Genomic DNA, 17,851 nt, shown 5'->3' with positions numbered 1-17,851 from the left:
ATACGGCCGCTGCGCGGGCTACTCGATCAGCATGAGGCGAACACTGCGCGGACCACGCGGGTGGCAGGGGCGCCCGCTGCGCGGACCACGCGGGTGGCAGGGTCGCCCGCCGCGCGGGCTGCTCGACCAGCATGCTGTGGGGGCGGGCGCGTACGATCGCGGCCATGGATGTGATCGTGTCGCGCAGTGGCGGCTTCGCCGGGCTCCGCCGGGTCTGGCGGATCGATGTCGATCAGCAGCCGGACGAGGGCGCCTGGCACGCTCTGATCGGCTCGCTCGACTGGGACGACCGGCCGCGCGCCGCGGCGACTCCTGCCGGGCGGCCAGATCGCTTCGTCTACGAGATCCGGGTGCAGACGCACACGGTGCGGCTCGGTGAGACGGAGCTCGACGGGGCCTGGCGCGAGCTGGTCGACCGGGTGAAGAGGGCGCAGCCGCGCTGAGGGGCGGCTGCGGGGAACGACGAAGGCGCAGACCCCGGTGATCCGGGGGCTGCGCCTTCAGTGCTTGAGGGTGGGTCTCGATACGCCCCTTCGGGGCTACTCGACCAGCATGAATCGAGACGCCCCTTCGAGCTACTCGACCAGCATGAATCGAGACGCCCCTTCGGGGCTACTCGACCAGCATGAATCGAGACGCCCCTTCGAGCTACTCGACCAGCATGAATCGAGACGCCCCTTCGGGGCTGCTCGACCCGTATGCGGCGACGTACGGCTTACTTGGTGCCGAGGAGGTCGATCACGAAGATCAGGGTCTTGCCGGAGAGGGGGTGGCCTCCGCCGGCGGGGCCGTAGGCGAGGGCGGGCGGGCAGATCAGCTTGCGGCGGCCGCCGACCTTCATGCCGGGGATGCCCTGCTGCCAGGCGCGGATGAGGTTGTTGAGGGGGAAGTTGATCGACTGGTTGCGGCTCCAGGAGGAGTCGAACTCCTCGCCGGTGTCGTACTCGACGCCGAGGTAGTGCACGTCGACGGTGGAGCCGGGCTGGGCCTCGGCGCCGTCGCCGATGACGAGGTCCTCGACGACGAGGGTGTCGGGGGCCGGGCCGTCGGGGGCGTCGAGCTCGGGCTTGGTCAGGTTCTCGCTGCTCATGCTCTCCATCCTAGGAGGGACGCCCTGGACGCTCGATCCCGCCGGCCGCCACTCCGACCGGCTCACTCGACCAGGGTGAGGCGCTGGGTCGGCCGGGTCATCGCGACGTACAGCGAGGCGGCGCCGCGCTCCTCCGCCGCGATCAGCCGCGGCCGGGCGATCACGACGGAGTCGAACTCGAGCCCCTTCGCGTCGGCCGTCGAGAGCACGGCGACCGGGCGGTCGAGTCCCCGGGAGCCGCGGCCGACCTCGCGGCCGAGCTCCTGCTCCAGCCGCGCGGTGATCGCGTCGAGCTCGTCGTCGGGCGCGATCACGGCGAGCGTGCCGTCCCCGATCGCGCGGTCCTCCAGGACGACGGCGAGCACCCGGTCGGCGAGGGCGGCGTCGCCGCGGTCGCGCACGGTGCGGACCGGCCACTCCGTGGAGCGCACCGCCTCGCCCGGGGTGATCTCGAGTCCGTTCTCGCGCGCGGTGCGCTCGGCGTAGGCGACGATCTGCGCGGGCGTGCGGTAGTTGACCGTCAGCTCCTCGAGGCGCCACGGCGCGGCCTCGCCGTCGCGGCCCTGGCGGCCGAAGGTGTCGCGGAGCGCGGCGTCCCAGCTGGAGGCGGCCGAGGCGCCGGACGCCTGGGCGACGTCGCCGACGATGGTGAAGGAGCGCATCGGGCAGCGGCGCAGCAGCACCCGCCACTGCATCGGCGAGAGCTCCTGCGCCTCGTCGACCACGACGTGCCCGTAGGTCCAGGAGCGGTCGGCCGCCGCGCGCTCGGCGGTGGTGCCGACGCTGGTGCGCTCGGCGAAGCCCGCCGCGAGGTCCTTGGCGTTGACGAGCCCGTCGACGCCCATGTTGCGGATCGCGGCCTCGGCGTTCTCGACGTCGCGGCGGCGCTGCTCCTTCTCGGCCTTCTTCTGCGCGTCGGCGTGGTCGTCGTAGGCGCCGACGAGCTCTGCCGCCTCGTCGAGCAGCGGCACGTCGGAGACGGTGAAGGCGGCGTCGCGATCGCGGCGGAGCAGGGCGCGCTGGTCCGGGGTCCAGCGCGGGGTGAGCGAGGCGAACCAGTTCGGCCGGGCGTAGAGGTCCTGCAGCAGCTTCTCCGGGGTGAGCGGGATCCACGCGGTGTTGAGAGCGACGCGGACGTCGTACGCGGTGCGGACGTCCTCGCGGAGGACCGCCTCGTCGGCCTCGTCGACCGTGTTGCCGTGGCTGCGGAGCTGGTCGGCGAGCTGCCGCGTCAGCTGGGTGATCATCGCCTTGACGAAGGTGACGCGGGCCTCGTTGTGCGGCTTGCGGGAGTCGCGGGCGCGGGTGATCGCCCGCTCCACCTCGTGCGGCTCGAGCCGCAGCTTCTCGCCGTTGACGTCGAGGACCAGCGTCTCGGCCGGCACGGCCTGGCGCGAGCGGACGGCGCGCTTGAGCAGCTCGGCCATCCGCGCGGAGCCCTTGACCCGGGCGACCGCCGGGCGGTCCTCCTCGATCAGGTCGAGGCCCGGGTAGAGCTGGCCGAGGGTGGAGAGCACGACGCCGGTCTCGCCGAGCGAGGGCAGCACCGCCTCGATGTAGCGCAGGAAGGAGCGCGACGGCCCGACGACGAGCACCCCGGAGGAGGCGATGCGGTCGCGGTGCGAGTAGAGGAGGTAGGCGGCGCGGTGCAGCGCCACCGCGGTCTTGCCGGTGCCCGGGCCGCCCTGCACGACGAGCACGCCCCGCAGCTCGGAGCGGATGATGCGGTCCTGCTCGCTCTGGATGGTCGCGACGATGTCGTGCATCCGCCCCGTGCGCTGGGCGCCGAGGGCCGCCATCAGCGCGCCCTCGCCCTGGAGCGCCGTGCCCTCGCGGAGCAGCTCCTCGTCGAAGACCTCGTCCTCGAAGCGGATCACCTCACGGCCGCGGAGGGTCAGGTGCCGGCGGGCGCGGGTGCCCATCGGCCGGGCGGCGGTGGCCTGGTAGAAGGCGGCCGACTGGGGAGCGCGCCAGTCGAGCAGCAGGGTGTCCTGCTCGTCGTCGCGGAGGCCGATGCGGCCGATGTAGCGGTGCTCCGTCTCGGCGTCGGCGAGGGTGAGCCGGCCGAAGGCGAGCCGGTCGTCGGCGCCCGAGAGCGAGCGGATGCGGTCCTCGTAGAGGCGCGCGAACGCGTCGCGCTCGGACCGGCTCTGGTGGTTGCCGCCGACGCTCTCGATCCGGACGGAGTCGAGCGCCTCCCTGGACTGCGCGATCAGCTCGTCGAGGCGGGCGTAGAGCCCCGCCACGTACGCGCGCTCACGCGAGAGCTCGGACTCGAGGATCGTGTCGCTGTCCGTCATCGTGCGCCCTTCCGTGCCGGTTCCGCGGTCTCGGGCGGGAGGCGGTTGCGCTCCGGGGACCGTCGAAAACAGGCGGTCCAGTCTAACGACCGCTCGGGCGCCGACCGGCGCGACGGGGCTTCTCGCGCCTCGCCGTGGGCGAACGGCGCCGCCCTCTTGCGGGCCGCCGCCGAGTGGCGCATGCTGTCCTCCAAGAAGAGCTCGACGCCCCGTCAGAGCAGCCGGCCCTGCCGCTGCCGCAGGGCGTCGAGGTCTTTAACGGGCGTTCTCCGGCGCCGATCTCGTCGGACCCGCTCAGGAAGAGAAGCGGCCGCCCCCGCGTTGCACGGTGCATGCCTTCGACGAGCAGCACTGTCACCGCCCCCTCCCGCGCCTCGATCGACACCACCGAGTCGGCCCGCGCCGGCTGGGAGTCGTGGCTCGCGCGCCGTGCCGAGCGGGTCACCGGCCCGCGCGGCGACCTCGCCCTGGTCGAGACCCGCTGGCTCGAGCCGGGCGAGCGCGTCGACGACGAGGCCGCGCTGGCCGGCTACGGGCCGACCGCGACCCTCACGCGCATGCGCCGCGCGAGCCTGGACACCGGCGAGGAGGAGTACGGCTACCGCGTCTGGGACGCGGCCTCCGAGGGCATCCGCTCGTTCGACGCGATCGAGACCTTCCCCTTCGACGCCGCCTGGGTGCTCGAGGCCTGGTTCGAGCCGGTCGACGACGCGCGCACCATCCCGTTCGAGCACCTCCGCGACAACGGGGCGACGCGCGATCTCGTCGTGCCCGGCGACATCACCTTCTCGCTCGTCGACGACGGGCGGGCGCACGAGTACACGGTCGCCGCGTTCGACGACGGCGGCACACTGCTCGTCCCGTTCGGCGACCCGACCAACCGCAGTGACGACCCGGAGCTGAAGAGCTACCCGGTCGGCCGGTTCCTCGTGGTGCAGCGTCTGGGCGGAGCGGCCGACGCCGGGACGCCCGGCCCGGTGCTGCTCGACTTCAATCGCGCCTACATCCCGCCGTGCGGGTTCTCGCCGCACTACAACTGCCCGCTGCCGCCCGCGCAGAACCGCCTCGGCGTCGCGGTGACCGCCGGCGAGCGCCGGGTGCTGCGCGCCGACTGAGGCCGCTCGGGCTCAGGGTCGGCCGTCTCCCGCGGGAGGCGCCGGCCTCGGGTCCGCCGGCCTCGGCTCAGAGACTCTCCCAGGTCGTGCGCGCGGCCGGGCCCGGCACGATGCGGACGCGGTCGATCGCCGACCGACGCCCCTCCGGGTCGACGAAGGCGAGCTCGAGCCGCTCGCCGGAGTCCGCATCGGAGGCGAGCGAGGCCGCGCCGTGCGGGGCCGGGCGGTTCTCGTCGCCCCACTGGGCGAGCGCGACGAGGACGAGCTTGAGCGCACGGCCCTGCTCGGTCAGCTCGTAGCGCGAGCGCTCCCGCGAGCCCTCCGGCCGGTAGGGCACCTTCTCGAAGACGCCCGCCTCGGTCAGGGTCCGCAGCCGCGCCGAGAGCACGTCGCTCGGCACCCCGAGCCGCTCGCGGAACTCGGAGTAGGTGCTCGCCCCGCGCAGCGCCTCGCGGACGATCAAGAGGCTCCAGCGCTCGCCGAGCAGCTCGAGCGACCGGGCGACCGAGCAGCGCTCGGCCCGGTCGTCGTCGACGTCGACGGGGCTGCGGGCGGTGGGCACTCACCGAGACTAACCCGGCTCGACCTCGCTTGGACATTCCAAGCCAGGGCACTAGCGTGACCTCCATGCCGACTCCCAGCACCCTCGTCCGCCCTCCCGTGCGCTTCGGGCGGCGAGGTGCCTTCTGGGTCTCGACGCTCGTGCTGGCGCTCTGCCTCTGGTCCAGCGGCGCCCCCTCCGTGCTCTACCCGAGCTACGCCCAGGAGTGGGGCCTCTCCCCCGTCGTCATCACCTCCGTCGTCGGCGCCTACCCCGTCGCGCTGCTGCTCGCGCTGCTCCTGGTCGGCGGACTGTCCGACGTGATCGGGCGGCGGCGGACGATGCTGCTGGGCATCGCGCTGATCGCGGTCTCGGCGGTCGTGTTCTCGCTCGCGGACGGCGTCGCGCTCCTCTACGTCGGCCGGGCGATGCAGGGCGTCGGGACCGCGCTGGCGCTCAGCGCGGCGAGCGCCTCCCTCGTGGACGACAACGTGTCCGCGAACCCGCGCCTGCCCTCCTCGCTCACGACCGTGTCGACCGCCGCGGGGCTCACCCTCTCGCTGCTGCTCTCGGGCGCGCTCGCGCAGTACGCGCCGCTGCCGCTGCAGCTGAGCTACTGGGTCCTGGCGCTGGTCGGGGCGGTCACCCTCGTCCTGCTGGCGCTCGGCCGCGACGACCGCCCGGTCGCGGGCGCCCGCTGGCGGCCGCATCTCCCCTCCGTGCCGGTCGGCCTCCGACGGGCGTACGCCGGCGCGACCCTCGCCGTCTCGGTCGCCTACGCGGTCGGCGCCCTCGTGCTCTCCCTCGGCGCCCAGATGGCCCGGGAGCTGACCGGCACGACCGACCTGCTCGTGATCGGCTCGGTGCTCGCGCTGTCGTCGATCGTGATCGGGCTCACCGCCCTGGCGATCCAGCGCGTGCACGCGCACCTCGCGATCATCGTCGGCGCCGTGGTCGCGATCGCCGGGCTCGCGCTGATGGAGTGGACGGCGGCCAGCGGCTCGCTCGTGCTGTTCGTCGCCTTCATGATCGTCGGCGGCGTCGGCTACTCGCTCAGCTTCTCCGGCGGGCTCGCGCTGGTCGGGCAGGCGGCTCCGGCCGAGCACCGCGGCTCGATGATCTCGGCCGTGTACCTCCTGAGCTACCTGGTCCAGGCGATCACGGCCGTCGCGGCCGGGGCCGTGGCGACGGCGCTCGGGCTGGAGGCGGCGATCGACCTGGTCGCGCCGGCCGTGGCGGTCCTCGCTCTCGCCTCGGGGGTCGTCGCCGTCGTCGATCTGCGGCGTCGCCTCGCGGAGGGGCGCGGCGTCGAGGCGGCGCCTGTCGCGGAGGTCGCGGCGGTGCAGCCGCGCTGATCGGCGCGCTCGACTGCGGAGAGCGGCGTCAGCTGAGGGCGGCGTCAGCGGACGGCGATCAGGCGGCCGAGCGCCTCTGGCAGCCGGCGCAGCACCGAGACGTGGCCGTCGCCGGGGTGCTCGATCAGCCGGGCGGTCGGGAGCAGCGCCCGGAGCCGTCGGGCGTGGTGCGCCGGGATCACGCGGTCGAGGCCGCCCTGGACGAGGACGACCGGGCAGCGGATCGCCGCGAGGTCGACTCCCCACGGCGCGGCGAAGGCGACGTCGTCGTCGATCAGGCCGCCGTCACCCCACTGCTCCGAGCGCGCGACGTCCTCGCCGAGGGCCGCCCACTCCTCCTCGAGGGCCGCGTAGTCGGCCGCCACGAACGACTCGGGGTCGAACTCGTCGGTCTCGGCGAAGCGGGCGCGCGCCTCGCGGCCGTCGCGCGCCGACGCGAGGCCGCCCGGAGCGGCCATGCCGTCGAACCAGACGGGGTCGCCGTCGTCCGGGGCGGGTGAGGCGAGGACGGCGACGCCGTCGACCCTGTCGCCGAGCAGTGCGGCGCAGGCCAGGGCGTGCGGGCCGCCGCCCGAGGCGCCCGCGGTGAGGATCCGGTCGAGGCCCAGCGCGTCGAGCACGGCGCGGACGTCCTCCGCCGCGGAGGCGACGTCGCGGCCCGGCCGCGCGGTCGAACCGCCGTAGCCGGGGCGGGCGTAGGAGAGGAGACGGAGTCCGCGCGCGCGGGCGGCCTCGAGCACCGGGACGAGCAGGGCGCCGGTCTGCGGGGAGCCGTGCTGCCAGAGCAGCGGCCGCCCCTCGTCGCCGCTGTCGTGGACGACGAGCGTCCTGCCGTCGCCGGTCGCGACCTGGATGGTGGGCGCCATGTCCTGCTCCTGTCCTCTCGCGGACCCCGCGGCCCGCTGATCCCCCGGTCCGGACCGCTCAGCCGCCGGTGAGCGCCGCGCGGCGGGCGACGAGCTCGTCGAGCAGCACGCGCTCGTCGACGGCGGCCGCTCGACCGCCGCGGCCGGCGAGCTGCTGCTGGCGCACGTGCGCGAGCCTCGTCGCGGAGCGGATGAAGCCGCGCATCGCCCGGGGCCGGTCGCCCCCGGCCACCCGGGCCCAGCGCGCGGCGGTGCGACGACCCTCGGCGGTGCCGATCATCCGCACCTCGGTCGGCGAGAGCCAGCCCGCGGCCGCATAGTCGCCCAGACGCTCGAGCGTGACCCGCCGCTCCTGCCTGCGCAGCAGCGTGACGACGACGACCGCGACCACGAACAGCGGCACCTGCACGACGCCGTAGAAGCCGAACCAGTCGGCGACGAGGAAGGACGAGCCGTTCCAGAGCGCGTGCAGGAACGCCGCGAGCGCGAGTCCCAGGAGCGCGATCGGCAGGCGCGCGGCCGGCGGGCGGCTCATCGCGAACCCGAGCGCCGCGCCGGTGCAGGAGGTGAAGAGCACGTGCGCGAAGGGCGAGAGCACGCCGCGGAGGAAGAACGTGACGGCGAGCGAGCCGAGACCGCCCTCCACCAGCGCGCTGCCGAAGTACAGGATGTTCTCGACGAAGGCGAAGCCGGAGGCGACGACCGCCGCGTAGACGATGCCGTCGACCGGTCCGTCGAAGCTGCGGCGCCAGATCAGCAGGATCAGCAGGACGCCGAGGCCCTTCGCCGACTCCTCGACGATCGGCGCCTGGATCACGGCGCCGACGAAGTCCGACTCGCTCGGCTGCGCACCGGAGGCGTAGACCGCGATCTGCACACCGAGGTCGACCAGCAGCGAGATGGCCACCGAGCCGGCCGCTCCCCAGAGGAAGGCGAACCAGAGGCCGAGCGGCGCTTCGGGCTCCCAGCGGTCGACCCAGCGGACGCCGGCCAGCACGATCAGCAGCGGCACCAGGGCGACGACCGCGCAGATCCCGGCCGCGGTCGCGCCGAGCCCGGAGACGACGTAGGCGAGGACCAGCAGCAGCAGGACCCCCAGCAGCGCGACGCCGATCGCGCCCAGCACCGTCGGGACGATCGAGGGGCGGGCGGGGGCCGGCGGCGGATAGGCGCTCATGGGCTCCGAGAGTAGGGCACCGGCGGACGCGCGGCCCGGCGCTTGACAGCGGGTGCGGGTGGGGCGCCCCGCGGGACCGCCCTGCTGATCGACTAGCCCGCGCCGCGGGCGTATCGAGATCCACCACCGTGCGGAGGGGCGCCGCCGCATCCTCCCCTCACCACCGAGTCGCGAAGCGGCTCCGTGTGCGGGTGGGAGGCGGCGCAGCTCGCGGGGCCGTGTCCGATTTCCGCGATCCTCCGGCCGCGGGGCGTGCCAGTCTCGGAGCATGGTCGAGGATCCGCTGTTCGAGGAGCGCTACCGCGCGGTCGCCTCGCGCGACTCCCGCTTCGACGGCCGGTTCATCACCGGGGTGCACTCGACCGGCATCTACTGCCGGCCGAGCTGTCCCGCCACGACGCCCCGGCCCGCGAACGTCCGGTTCTACCCGACCGCGGCGGCCGCGCACGAGGCAGGGCTGCGCGCCTGCAAGCGCTGCCTCCCGGACGCGGTGCCCGGCTCGCCGGAGTGGAACCTGCGCGACGACACCGCGGCGCGCGCGATGCGGCTGATCGGCGACGGTGTGGTCGATCGCGAGGGGGTCGAGGGGCTGGCCGGGCGCCTGGGCTACGGCGCCCGCCAGCTCGGACGGATCCTGCGCGTCGAGCTGGGCGCGCCGCCGCTCGCCCTCGCCCGGGCGCAGCGGGCGCAGACCGCCCGGCTGCTGCTCACCGGCACGGAGCTGCCGGTGTCGGAGGTGGCGTTCGCCGCGGGGTTCGCGAGCATCCGGCAGTTCAACGCGACGATCCAGGAGGTGTACGAGCGGAGCCCGAGCGCGCTGCGGGCCTCGGCCCGGGGAGGCCGGTCGGAGGCGGCCGTCCACGCGGGCGCGACGACGCTCGAGCTGCGGCTCGCCGTGCGGGCGCCGTTCGATCCGGGCGTGCTCGCCGTCCTCGGCACCGACGCAGTGCCGGGGCTCGAGGAGGCGGGTCAGGGCCGGTACTCGCGCTCGCTCGCGCTGCCCGGCGGCCCGGCGATCGTGCGGCTCGAGCCGGACGGCGATGCCCTCCGCTGCACCGCGACCCTGGTCTCGGTGGCCGATGTCGGCCCCCTGGTCGCGCGGGTGCGCCGGCTGCTCGACCTCGACGCCGACTCCGCCGCGATCGACGAGGCGCTCGGCGCCGATCCGGTGCTGGCGCCGCTGGTCGCGGTGACCCCCGGGATCCGCCTGGCGGGCTCCGTCGACCCGGCCGAGACCCTGCTGCGCGCGCTGATCGGGGTCGGTGCGCCGGCCGCGGTCGCGCGCACGGCGCTGACCCGGCTGGTCTCGGCACTCGGCGAGCCGCTGCCCGCCGGCCTCGCCGCCGGCGGTGTCACCCACGCGTTCCCGTCTCCCGCGGCGATCGCGGAGAACGGAGCGGACGTGCTGCGCGGCTCCGAACGCCGCGTCGAGACCGTCCGGCGGAGCGCGGCCCTCCTGGCCGACGGCACTCTGCGCCTGGACGCGGGCCTCCGCCGCGAGGACCTGGTGGAGCGCCTGCTCGCCGTCGACGGCATCGAGCCGGCGACGGCCGCCTCCGTCGCGGCGCGGATCACCGGCGACCCGGACGTCCTGCCGGCCCGCGACCGCGCCGTCCGCGGCGGCGCCGCCGCACTCGGCCTCCCCTCGACTCCCCGAGCCCTCACCGCGGCCGCCCGCCCCTGGGCCCCCTGGCGCAGCTACGCCGCCCTGCACCTCGCCGCGAGATGCCACTTATGAGCGCGACACGCCGCGAAACGCGGTCACAAGTGGCATCTCGCGGAAAGCGGGCCACGTCGCACCAGCACTGAGTGCGACCCGCCCGGGTGATGCTCCTCGGCAGCTGCGCGCAGGCGCTCCCCGCGAGATGCCACTTATAAGCGCGACACGCCGAGGAAAGCGTGCACAAGTGGCATCTCGCGGAGGAAGTACGGCGGGCTACTCCGTGGGGGGCTCGATGATCGGGAGGGACGCGGTCATCGCCTCGATGCCGGAGAGGCGGGCGGGCGAGATGAGGCGCAGGACCTCCTCGCGGGACATCAGGCCGGCCTCGACGACGAGGTCGGCGACGTTGCGGCCGGTGGCGAGCGCCGCCTTCGCGATCGCGGCCGACGCGGTGTAGCCGATGCTCGGGGTCAGCGCGGTCACGACGCCGACGGAGGAGGCGACCATCGCCTCGAGCCGGTCGACGTTCGCGGTGATGCCGTCGATGCAGTTGATCCGCAGGGTGAGGCAGGCCTGGGTCATCCAGGTGATGCTCTGCAGGAGCGAGTGCGCGATGACGGGCTCGAACGCGTTCAGCTGCAGCTGACCCGCCTCGGCCGCCATCGTCACGGTGACGTCGGCGCCCGCCACCGAGTAGGCGACCTGGTTGACCACCTCGGGGATCACCGGGTTCACCTTGCCGGGCATGATGCTCGAGCCCGCCTGGCGCGACGGCAGGTTGATCTCGCCGAAGCCGGCCTGCGGGCCGGAGGAGAGCAGGCGCAGGTCGTTGCAGATCTTCGACAGCTTGATGGCCGAGCGCTTCAGCGCGCTCGAGAACGACATGAAGACGCCGGTGTCGCTGGTGGCCTCCACGAGGTCCTGCGCCATCTCGAGGTCGAGGTCGGTGAGCTCGTTGAGGTGGCGGACGGCGGCGGCGCCGTAGCGCGGGTCGGCGGTGATGCCGGTGCCGATCGCGGTGGCGCCGATGTTGACCTCGGCGAGCAGCCAGATCGTCTCGGAGAGGCGCGCGTGGTCCTCGCCCAGCGTGGTCGCGAAGCCGTGGAACTCCTGGCCGAGGGTCATCGGGACGGCGTCCTGCAGCTGGGTGCGGCCGACCTTGAGGACGCTGCCGAACTCGACGGCCTTCCGCGAGAACGCGGCCTGGAGCAGGGCGAGCTCGTCGAGCAGGCGGCGCAGCGACCAGGTCATCGCGATCTTGATCGACGTCGGGTAGACGTCGTTCGTCGACTGGCTGCGGTTCACGTCGTCGAGCGGGTGCAGGAAGGCGTAGTCGCCCTTGGGGCGCCCGGCGATCTCGAGAGCGACGTTGGCGACGACCTCGTTCGCGTTCATGTTGGTCGAGGTGCCCGCGCCGCCCTGGATCACGCCGACCACGAACTGGTCGTGGAACTCGCCGTCGATGATCCGGCGGCAGGCCTGCTCGATCAGCTCGGCCTTCGCCGGGGCGAGGCTGCCGATCTCGGTGTTCGCCCGGGCGGCGGCGAGCTTGACGGTCGCCAGGGCGCGGACCAGATCGGGGTAGATCGAGATCGGGCGCTTGGAGATCGGGAAGTTGTCGAGCGCCCGGGCGGTGTGGATGCCCCAGTAGGCGTCGGCCGGGATGTCGAGCGAGCCGAGCGAGTCGGTCTCGGTGCGGGTGTCGGCGTCCACGGGGGGTCCTTCCGGCGGGGCCTGCAGGGCGGTGCCCCGCGGGCCGTTGCTCACGGGGTCGTTGCTCGCAGGGTCGGTGCTCTCGGGGAGGGTGGTCGAGGCGGATGTCACGTCAGCTCCGTCGCTGTCGTCGTGCGGCCCCGAAGGGTGCAGGGGGTCCGCGAACTGCGCCGCCAGCCTACGCCGGGGCTCCGCTCCGGGCGGATCGGCGGCGTTCTGCGCAGGCTCCGGCTCGCCTCCTGCTCGACGGATCGCCGGACGCCGGTCAGGTGGACGGATCCACCGTCGGTCAGGCCACCTCGGATGAAGCGGCCACTGAAGGTCCGTGGCGCGCAGAGTGGCCCTTCTTCTCGCCACCAGGGACGCGTGGACCGGGCCACTCTCGGAGCATCACCTCGAGATCGGATGCCCCATGCTCGCCCTGCTCCTCGTCCTCGCTCTCCTCGCCGCCGTCGCGGTTCCGCTCGCACTCGCGGTCCGGCGCGACGGCTACTCCCCCGTCGCGTTCGACCGCGCCTACGACAGCCGGGGTGGCAGGGGCTGAGACAGCGGCGCCCCGCCCACCCCGCGCTCAGTCGACGCGGTCCGGCTCCGGGATGCTCGGCGCCGCCTGCAGTCCGCCGCTCAGCGCGTAGCGCTCCTCGGGCGAGAGGACGAGGCGCTTCCGACCCCAGACCGCGAAGCCGATCAGGATGATCACGTAGACCACGGCGATCGCAATGATCGCCGGCTGGAACGCGTCGTTGAAGAGGAAGCCGAGGAAGATCAGCACGTTGATCAGCGCCGCGATCACTGCCCCCGGAAGGCCCCACGGGCTGCGGTACGGGCGGCTCGCGTTCGGGAACCGGCGGCGCAGCAGCACGAAGGACACCATCTGCATGAAGTACGCGACGACCGCGCCCCAGACCGCGATGTTCAGCACGATCGCGCCCGCGACAGCGCCGGCGTTGTCCGGGTCGAGCCGGCTGAGCACGTCGACGACGACGAGCGCGACGAAGCCGATCACGGCCCCCACGGTCAGCGCGATCCACGGAGTCTGGCGCTTACCCGTCAGGGAGAACACCCGCGGGTAGTAGCCGGCCCGGGAGAGCGAGTACATGTTGCGCCCGTAGGCGAACATGATGCCCTGCAGCGACGCGAGCAGCCCGATCAGGGCGAAGAGCGCGAGCACAGCGGCCGCGCCGTCGCCGACCATCGCGCGGAAGCCGTCGAGCAGCGGCTCGGTCGAGACGCCCATGTCCTCGGAGCCGATCAGCGCCGTGTTGAGGAAGAGGACGAGCAGGCCGGTCACGATCAGGGTGCCGCGGGCCCAGAAGCCGGCACGGGGGATGTCGCGGACCGGGTCGTGCGCCTCCTCCGCCGCGAGCGGCAGCTCCTCGATGCCGAGGAAGAACCACATGGCGAACGGCAGCGCGAAGAGGATCGGCAGGACGCCGTGCGGGAGGAACTCGGTCTGACCGGCGTCCGGCGCGATGTTCCACAGGCTCGACCAGTCCAGCGCCGGCGAGAGCAGGGCCATCACGGAGAAGGCCAGGAGGATCGCGATGGACACGATCGAGACGACGATCGCGAAGCGGAACGAGATCGCCGCGCCCGCCGAGTTCAGCGCGACGAAGACGATGTAGAGGACCAGCCACCAGATCCACATCGCGCCGGAGAGGTCGAAGCCGAGCAGCTCGCTCGTCACCCCGTTCGCGTACTGCGCCGAGAAGAAGACGACCACGGCGGTGGTGGCCACGTACTCGATGGTCTCGGCCAGTCCCGTGACCAGGCCGCCCCACGGCCCCATGGCCGAGCGGGCGAAGGAGTAGGCGCCGCCGGTGTGCGGCATCGCGGCGGACATCTCGCCGATCGAGAAGATGAGGCCGTAGTACATCACCACGAGGACGGCGAAGGCGATCAGCATGCCGCCGAAGCCGGCGAAGTCGATGCCGAAGTTCCAGCCCGAGAAGTCACCGGAGATGACGGCGGCGACCGCCAGTCCCCACAGGCCCCAAACGCCCGCGGAGCGGCGCAGGGTGCGCTTCTCGAAGTAGCCGGCCTCGGCCTCGCGGTAGGTCACCCCCGCGGTGCTGGTGACGTTCGCGGAGTCGGGTCCCGACGCCGCCGGGCGCCGCGCACCCTTGCTCGTCGGAGTCTGCTTCGTCTGCTCTGCCATCGGGTCTCCTCGGCTCGGGTGGTCCGAGCATAGGGACCTCAATGGACGCTGGGAAGACCGATGGCGTTACGACGGTGTGAACGGCGCGATCCGAAGGTCCGGTGGATCGACGCGCATCCCGCGCCGTCGGTGCCGGCATCACTCCCTCGGGAACAGCGGCTGTGCTTCAATGGACCCCGATCCGACCATGCGGCCTCGTCCGGCCACCCGGCGGAGTGACCCCGGAGGCATCCCATGGCACCTGTCAGCGCCGAGAGCAGTGCCGCCGATCGACGCAGTGCCGCCGACCCCGCCCCGGTGCGGGGCATGCTCACCCTCGAGCGACTCGACACCCTCATCGAGGCCGGCGAGATCGACACGGTGATCGTCGCCTTCACCGACATGCAGGGCCGGCTCGTCGGCAAGCGCATCTCGGCGCGGCTGTTCCAGGACGACGTCGCCGCGCACGGCGCCGAGTGCTGCAACTACCTGCTCGCCGTGGACGTCGAGATGAACACCGTCGCGGGCTACGCGATCTCGAGCTGGGAGCGCGGCTACGGCGACATGAAGATGATCCCGGACCTGTCGACGCTGCGTCTCGCGCCGTGGCTGCCGGGGACCGCGCTGGTCACGGCCGATCTCACCTGGCTCGACGACGCTCCGGTCGGCGAGGCGCCGCGGCAGATCCTCCGCGCGCAGCTGGACCGCCTGGCCGAGCGCGGCCTCGAGGCGTTCGTGGCCACCGAGCTCGAGTTCATCGTGTTCGACGACTCCTACCGCGAGGCCTTCGCGAAGGGCTACCGCGGCCTCACTCCCGCCAGCGACTACAACATCGACTACGCGCTGCTCGCCTCGACCCGGATGGAGCCGCTGATGCGGGACATCCGGGTGTCGATGGAGGGCGCCGGCCTGTACTGCGAGGGCATCAAGGGCGAGTGCAACCTGGGCCAGCAGGAGATCGGCTTCCGCTACGACGCCGCCCTCGTCACCTGCGACAACCACTCGATCTACAAGTCGGGGGCGAAGGAGATCGCCGACAAGCACGGCAAGAGCCTGACCTTCATGGCCAAGTTCAACGAGCGCGAGGGCAACTCCTGCCACATCCACCTCTCGCTCCGCGGCACGGACGGCACGCCCGTCTTCGCCGACGCGGAGAGCGAGCACGGGATGTCGCCGCTGTTCCGGCACTACCTGGCCGGCCAGCTCGCCGCGATGCGCGAGTTCACCCTCTTCTTCGCGCCGAACATCAACTCCTACAAGCGCTACGTCGACGGGTCGTTCGCGCCGACCGCGGTCGCCTGGGGCCTCGACAACCGCACCTGCGCCCTGCGCGTCGTCGGCCACGGCGCCGGGATGCGCGTCGAGAACCGCGTGCCGGGCGGCGACGTCAACCAGTACCTGGCCGTCGCCGCGCTGGTCGCCGCCGGGCTGCACGGCATCGAGAACGAGCTGGAGCTCGAGGACGTCTGCACCGGGAACGCCTACGGCTCCGGAGCGCCGCGCGTCCCGACGACGCTGCGCGAGGCCGCCGACCTGTTCGAGTCCTCCGCGCTGGCGAGGGCCGCCTTCGGCGACGAGGTCGTCGACCACTACGTGAACAACGCCCGGGTGGAGCTCGCCGCCTACGACGCCGCCGTCACCGACTGGGAGAGGGTGCGCGGCTTTGAGCGACTCTGACCTCCGAGAAGGCTCCGAGCACGCTCCCGTCGCCCCGCGCCCGATCATCGGGCTCACCACCTACCGCGAGCGCGCCGTCTCCGGCGTCTGGGACGTCGAGGCGTCCTTCCTGCCCGCGAACTACATCGACTCGGTGACCCGGGCCGGCGGCGTCGCCCTGCTCCTGCCGCCGCAGCCCGCCTCGGCGGAGACCGCGCGCGCCGTCGTCGAGCGCCTCGACGGGCTGATCGTCTGCGGCGGCAAGGACATCGACCCCGCCCGCTACGGTCAGGAGGCGCACCCGGAGACCGACGCGCCCCGCCCCGAGCGCGACGCGTGGGAGGACCACCTGATGACCGCCGCGCTCGAGGCCGACCTGCCGTTCCTCGGCATCTGCCGCGGCGCGCAGCTGCTCAACGTCTCACTCGGCGGCACCCTGCACCAGCACCTGCCCGATGTGGTCGGCGACCGCCGCTACCAGGCGGGTGGCGGCGTGTTCTCGCACGTCGACGTCGCGGTCGAGCCGGAGTCGCGCCTGCGCGGGCTGCTCGGCGAGGACGCCGTGGTCGCGCAGGTCTACCACCACCAGGCGGTCGACCGGGTCGCCGACGGCCTCGAGGTCGCCGCGCGGACCGCCGACGGCACCATCGAGGCGCTCGAGCTGCCGGGCCGCCGTTTCGCGCTCGGCGTGCAGTGGCACCCGGAGGAGGACACTGCCGACACCCGCCTCTTCACCGGCCTGGTGGCCGCCGCGCTCGCGCACCGCGCGGGCACCGGCGCGGCAGAAGGCTCCTCCCTCAGCACCCCGAAGGACGCACTCCGATGACCCCGCAGACGACGACCCCGCCGACGCCCACTCCGCAGACGACCGTGCAGACCCTCGTCGACCCCTCGACGGGCGCCGCCTTCGACGAGGTCGCCCTCGCCGACCTCGCGACCGTCGACGCCGCGATCGAGCGCGCGGCCGCAGCGCAGCGCGGCTGGGCGGCGCTGGCCCCGCTCGACCGGGCCCGCGCCCTCCGCCGGTTCGCCGCCGCCGTCGACGGCGCGATCGAGGAGCTGGCGCAGCTCGAGACCCGGAACTCCGGTCACCCGATCACGCAGTCGCGCTGGGAGGCGGGGCACGTCCGCGACGTCCTCGAGTACTCCTCCGCCGCTCCGGAGCGGCTGCTCGGCGCGCAGATCCCGGTCGCCGGCGGGCTGGACGTCACGGTGCACGAGCCGCTCGGCGTCGTCGGCATCATCACGCCGTGGAACTTCCCGATGACGATCGCCTCCTGGGGCTTCGCACCGGCGCTCGCCGCGGGCAACGCCGTCGTGCTGAAGCCGGCCGAGTGGACGCCGCTGACGAGCCTCCGCCTCGCCGAGCTGGCCCTCGCGTCCGGACTGCCGGAGGGCCTCTTCCAGGTGGTGCCCGGCCGCGGCGACGTCGTCGGCGAGCGCTTCGTCACCCATCCGCTGGTCCGCAAGGTCGTCTTCACCGGCTCGACGCGCGTCGGGAAGCGGGTGATGGCGGGCTGCGCCGACCAGGTGAAGCGGGTCACCCTCGAGCTCGGCGGCAAGAGCGCGAACATCGTCTTCGCCGACTCCGACCTGGAGCGCGCCGCGAGCACCGCCCCCTACGGAGTCTTCGAGAACGCCGGCCAGGACTGCTGCGCCCGCAGCCGGATCCTCGTCGAGCGGCGCGTCCTCGACCGCTTCCTCGAGCTGCTCGAGCCGGCCGTGCAGGGCGTCGTCGTCGGCGACCCGCGCGACGAGGCGACCGAGATGGGTCCGCTGGTCTCGGCCGCCCACCACGAGCGCGTCGCCGCCTTCGTCCCGGACGGAGCGCCCGTCGCGTTCCGCGGCTCGGCGCCCGCCGGCCCCGGCTTCTGGTTCCCGCCGACCGTGCTGCTGCCCTCGAGCGGCGACCCGGTCTGGCGCGAGGAGGTCTTCGGTCCGGTCGTCTCCGTCCTCCCCTTCGAGGACGAGGCCGACGCGATCCGGCTCGCCAACGACACCGACTACGGCCTCTCCGGCTCGATCTGGACCCGCGACCTCGGCCGCGCGCTGCGGATGTCGCGGGCGGTCGAGAGCGGCAACCTGTCGGTCAACTCGCACTCCTCGGTCCGCTACTCGACCCCGTTCGGCGGCTTCAAGCAGTCCGGGCTCGGCCGCGAGCTCGGACCCGACGCGGCACTCGGCTTCACCGAGACCAAGAACATCTTCTTCGCGGCCGACTGACGCGCCCCGTTCCAC

15 protein-coding genes are annotated in these 17,851 nt (G+C 73.4%); 8 read left to right on the top strand and 7 right to left on the bottom strand.

Annotated elements, in window-relative coordinates; all coding sequences use genetic code 11:
• Positions 1-164 precede the first annotated feature (164 nt).
• Positions 165-443 carry a protealysin inhibitor emfourin gene (locus tag EDF43_RS20025; protein WP_123447903.1) on the top strand — a complete coding sequence of 93 codons (279 nt, stop codon included), beginning with the start codon at positions 165-167 and terminating at the stop codon, positions 441-443.
• Between the two features lie 272 nt (positions 444-715).
• Here the strand turns inward: EDF43_RS20025 and EDF43_RS20020 are convergent, their stop codons facing one another.
• Entirely contained in the window at positions 716-1,090 is a 375-nt protein-coding gene (locus tag EDF43_RS20020) for an FKBP-type peptidyl-prolyl cis-trans isomerase (RefSeq protein ID WP_123447904.1), read from the bottom strand.
• Positions 1,091-1,152: 62 nt separating this feature from the next.
• A complete protein-coding gene (locus tag EDF43_RS20015) occupies positions 1,153-3,390 on the bottom strand; it encodes a UvrD-helicase domain-containing protein (RefSeq protein WP_132438264.1) in 2,238 nt (745 codons plus the stop codon).
• A gap of 332 nt (positions 3,391-3,722) precedes the next feature.
• Between EDF43_RS20015 and EDF43_RS20010 the strand changes: the two genes are divergently transcribed.
• Entirely contained in the window at positions 3,723-4,505 is a 783-nt protein-coding gene (locus EDF43_RS20010; protein ID WP_123737215.1) for a DUF1684 domain-containing protein, read from the top strand.
• Between the two features lie 67 nt (positions 4,506-4,572).
• Here the strand turns inward: EDF43_RS20010 and EDF43_RS20005 are convergent, their stop codons facing one another.
• Positions 4,573-5,067: a helix-turn-helix domain-containing protein gene (locus tag EDF43_RS20005; RefSeq protein WP_132438265.1), complete on the bottom strand. Its 495-nt coding sequence runs from the start codon at positions 5,065-5,067 to the stop codon at positions 4,573-4,575.
• 65 nt (positions 5,068-5,132) lie between these two features.
• Here EDF43_RS20005 and EDF43_RS20000 point away from each other — a divergent pair, with 65 nt between their 5' ends.
• A complete protein-coding gene (locus tag EDF43_RS20000) occupies positions 5,133-6,401 on the top strand; it encodes an MFS transporter (protein ID WP_123737217.1) in 1,269 nt (422 codons plus the stop codon).
• Positions 6,402-6,445: 44 nt separating this feature from the next.
• On the opposite strand, the gene EDF43_RS19995 is transcribed toward EDF43_RS20000, so the two are convergent.
• Both EDF43_RS19995 and EDF43_RS19990 read right to left on the bottom strand, forming a co-directional pair.
• Positions 6,446-7,267: an alpha/beta hydrolase gene (locus EDF43_RS19995; protein WP_123737218.1), complete on the bottom strand. Its 822-nt coding sequence runs from the start codon at positions 7,265-7,267 to the stop codon at positions 6,446-6,448.
• A gap of 58 nt (positions 7,268-7,325) precedes the next feature.
• Positions 7,326-8,444, bottom strand: coding sequence for a PrsW family intramembrane metalloprotease (locus tag EDF43_RS19990; protein WP_123737219.1), 1,119 nt, complete (start codon positions 8,442-8,444; stop codon positions 7,326-7,328).
• A 268-nt stretch (positions 8,445-8,712) separates the two neighbouring features.
• Between EDF43_RS19990 and EDF43_RS19985 the strand changes: the two genes are divergently transcribed.
• Complete coding sequence (locus EDF43_RS19985; protein WP_132438266.1) at positions 8,713-10,182, top strand: Ada metal-binding domain-containing protein; 1,470 nt, start codon at positions 8,713-8,715, stop codon at positions 10,180-10,182.
• Positions 10,183-10,380: 198 nt separating this feature from the next.
• Here EDF43_RS19985 and EDF43_RS19980 read toward each other — a convergent pair whose 3' ends face one another.
• Positions 10,381-11,847: an aspartate ammonia-lyase gene (locus tag EDF43_RS19980; RefSeq protein ID WP_185020255.1), complete on the bottom strand. Its 1,467-nt coding sequence runs from the start codon at positions 11,845-11,847 to the stop codon at positions 10,381-10,383.
• Positions 11,848-12,232: 385 nt separating this feature from the next.
• Between EDF43_RS19980 and EDF43_RS22560 the strand changes: the two genes are divergently transcribed.
• Complete coding sequence (locus EDF43_RS22560; RefSeq protein ID WP_279389014.1) at positions 12,233-12,364, top strand: hypothetical protein; 132 nt, start codon at positions 12,233-12,235, stop codon at positions 12,362-12,364.
• A gap of 27 nt (positions 12,365-12,391) precedes the next feature.
• Here the strand turns inward: EDF43_RS22560 and EDF43_RS19975 are convergent, their stop codons facing one another.
• Positions 12,392-13,978, bottom strand: coding sequence for an amino acid permease (locus EDF43_RS19975; protein ID WP_123447918.1), 1,587 nt, complete (start codon positions 13,976-13,978; stop codon positions 12,392-12,394).
• A 306-nt stretch (positions 13,979-14,284) separates the two neighbouring features.
• Between EDF43_RS19975 and EDF43_RS19970 the strand changes: the two genes are divergently transcribed.
• Genes EDF43_RS19970 through EDF43_RS19960 form a run of 3 tightly spaced genes read left to right on the top strand, consistent with a single transcriptional unit; the run spans position 14,285 to position 17,836 of the window.
• On the top strand, positions 14,285-15,634 hold the full coding sequence (locus EDF43_RS19970) for a glutamine synthetase family protein (protein WP_132438307.1): 1,350 nt from the start codon (positions 14,285-14,287) through the stop codon (positions 15,632-15,634).
• Positions 15,621-16,439 (top strand): gamma-glutamyl-gamma-aminobutyrate hydrolase family protein, encoded by an 819-nt coding sequence (locus tag EDF43_RS19965; protein WP_123737221.1) that lies wholly within the window; start codon positions 15,621-15,623, stop codon positions 16,437-16,439. The genes EDF43_RS19970 and EDF43_RS19965 overlap by 14 nt, the downstream gene beginning before the upstream one ends.
• Positions 16,436-17,836, top strand: a complete 1,401-nt coding sequence (locus tag EDF43_RS19960) for an aldehyde dehydrogenase family protein (protein ID WP_132438268.1) — start codon at positions 16,436-16,438, stop codon at positions 17,834-17,836. Before EDF43_RS19965 ends, EDF43_RS19960 begins: the two co-directional genes overlap by 4 nt.
• Positions 17,837-17,851: the final 15 nt, after the last annotated feature.

It is taken from the genome of Rathayibacter sp. PhB179, assembly GCF_004345345.1.
GTDB classification, from domain to species: domain Bacteria; phylum Actinomycetota; class Actinomycetes; order Actinomycetales; family Microbacteriaceae; genus Rathayibacter; species Rathayibacter festucae.
The sequence above is the reverse complement of the archived record's forward strand: the minus strand, read 5'-3'. Positions and strand labels throughout refer to the sequence as shown.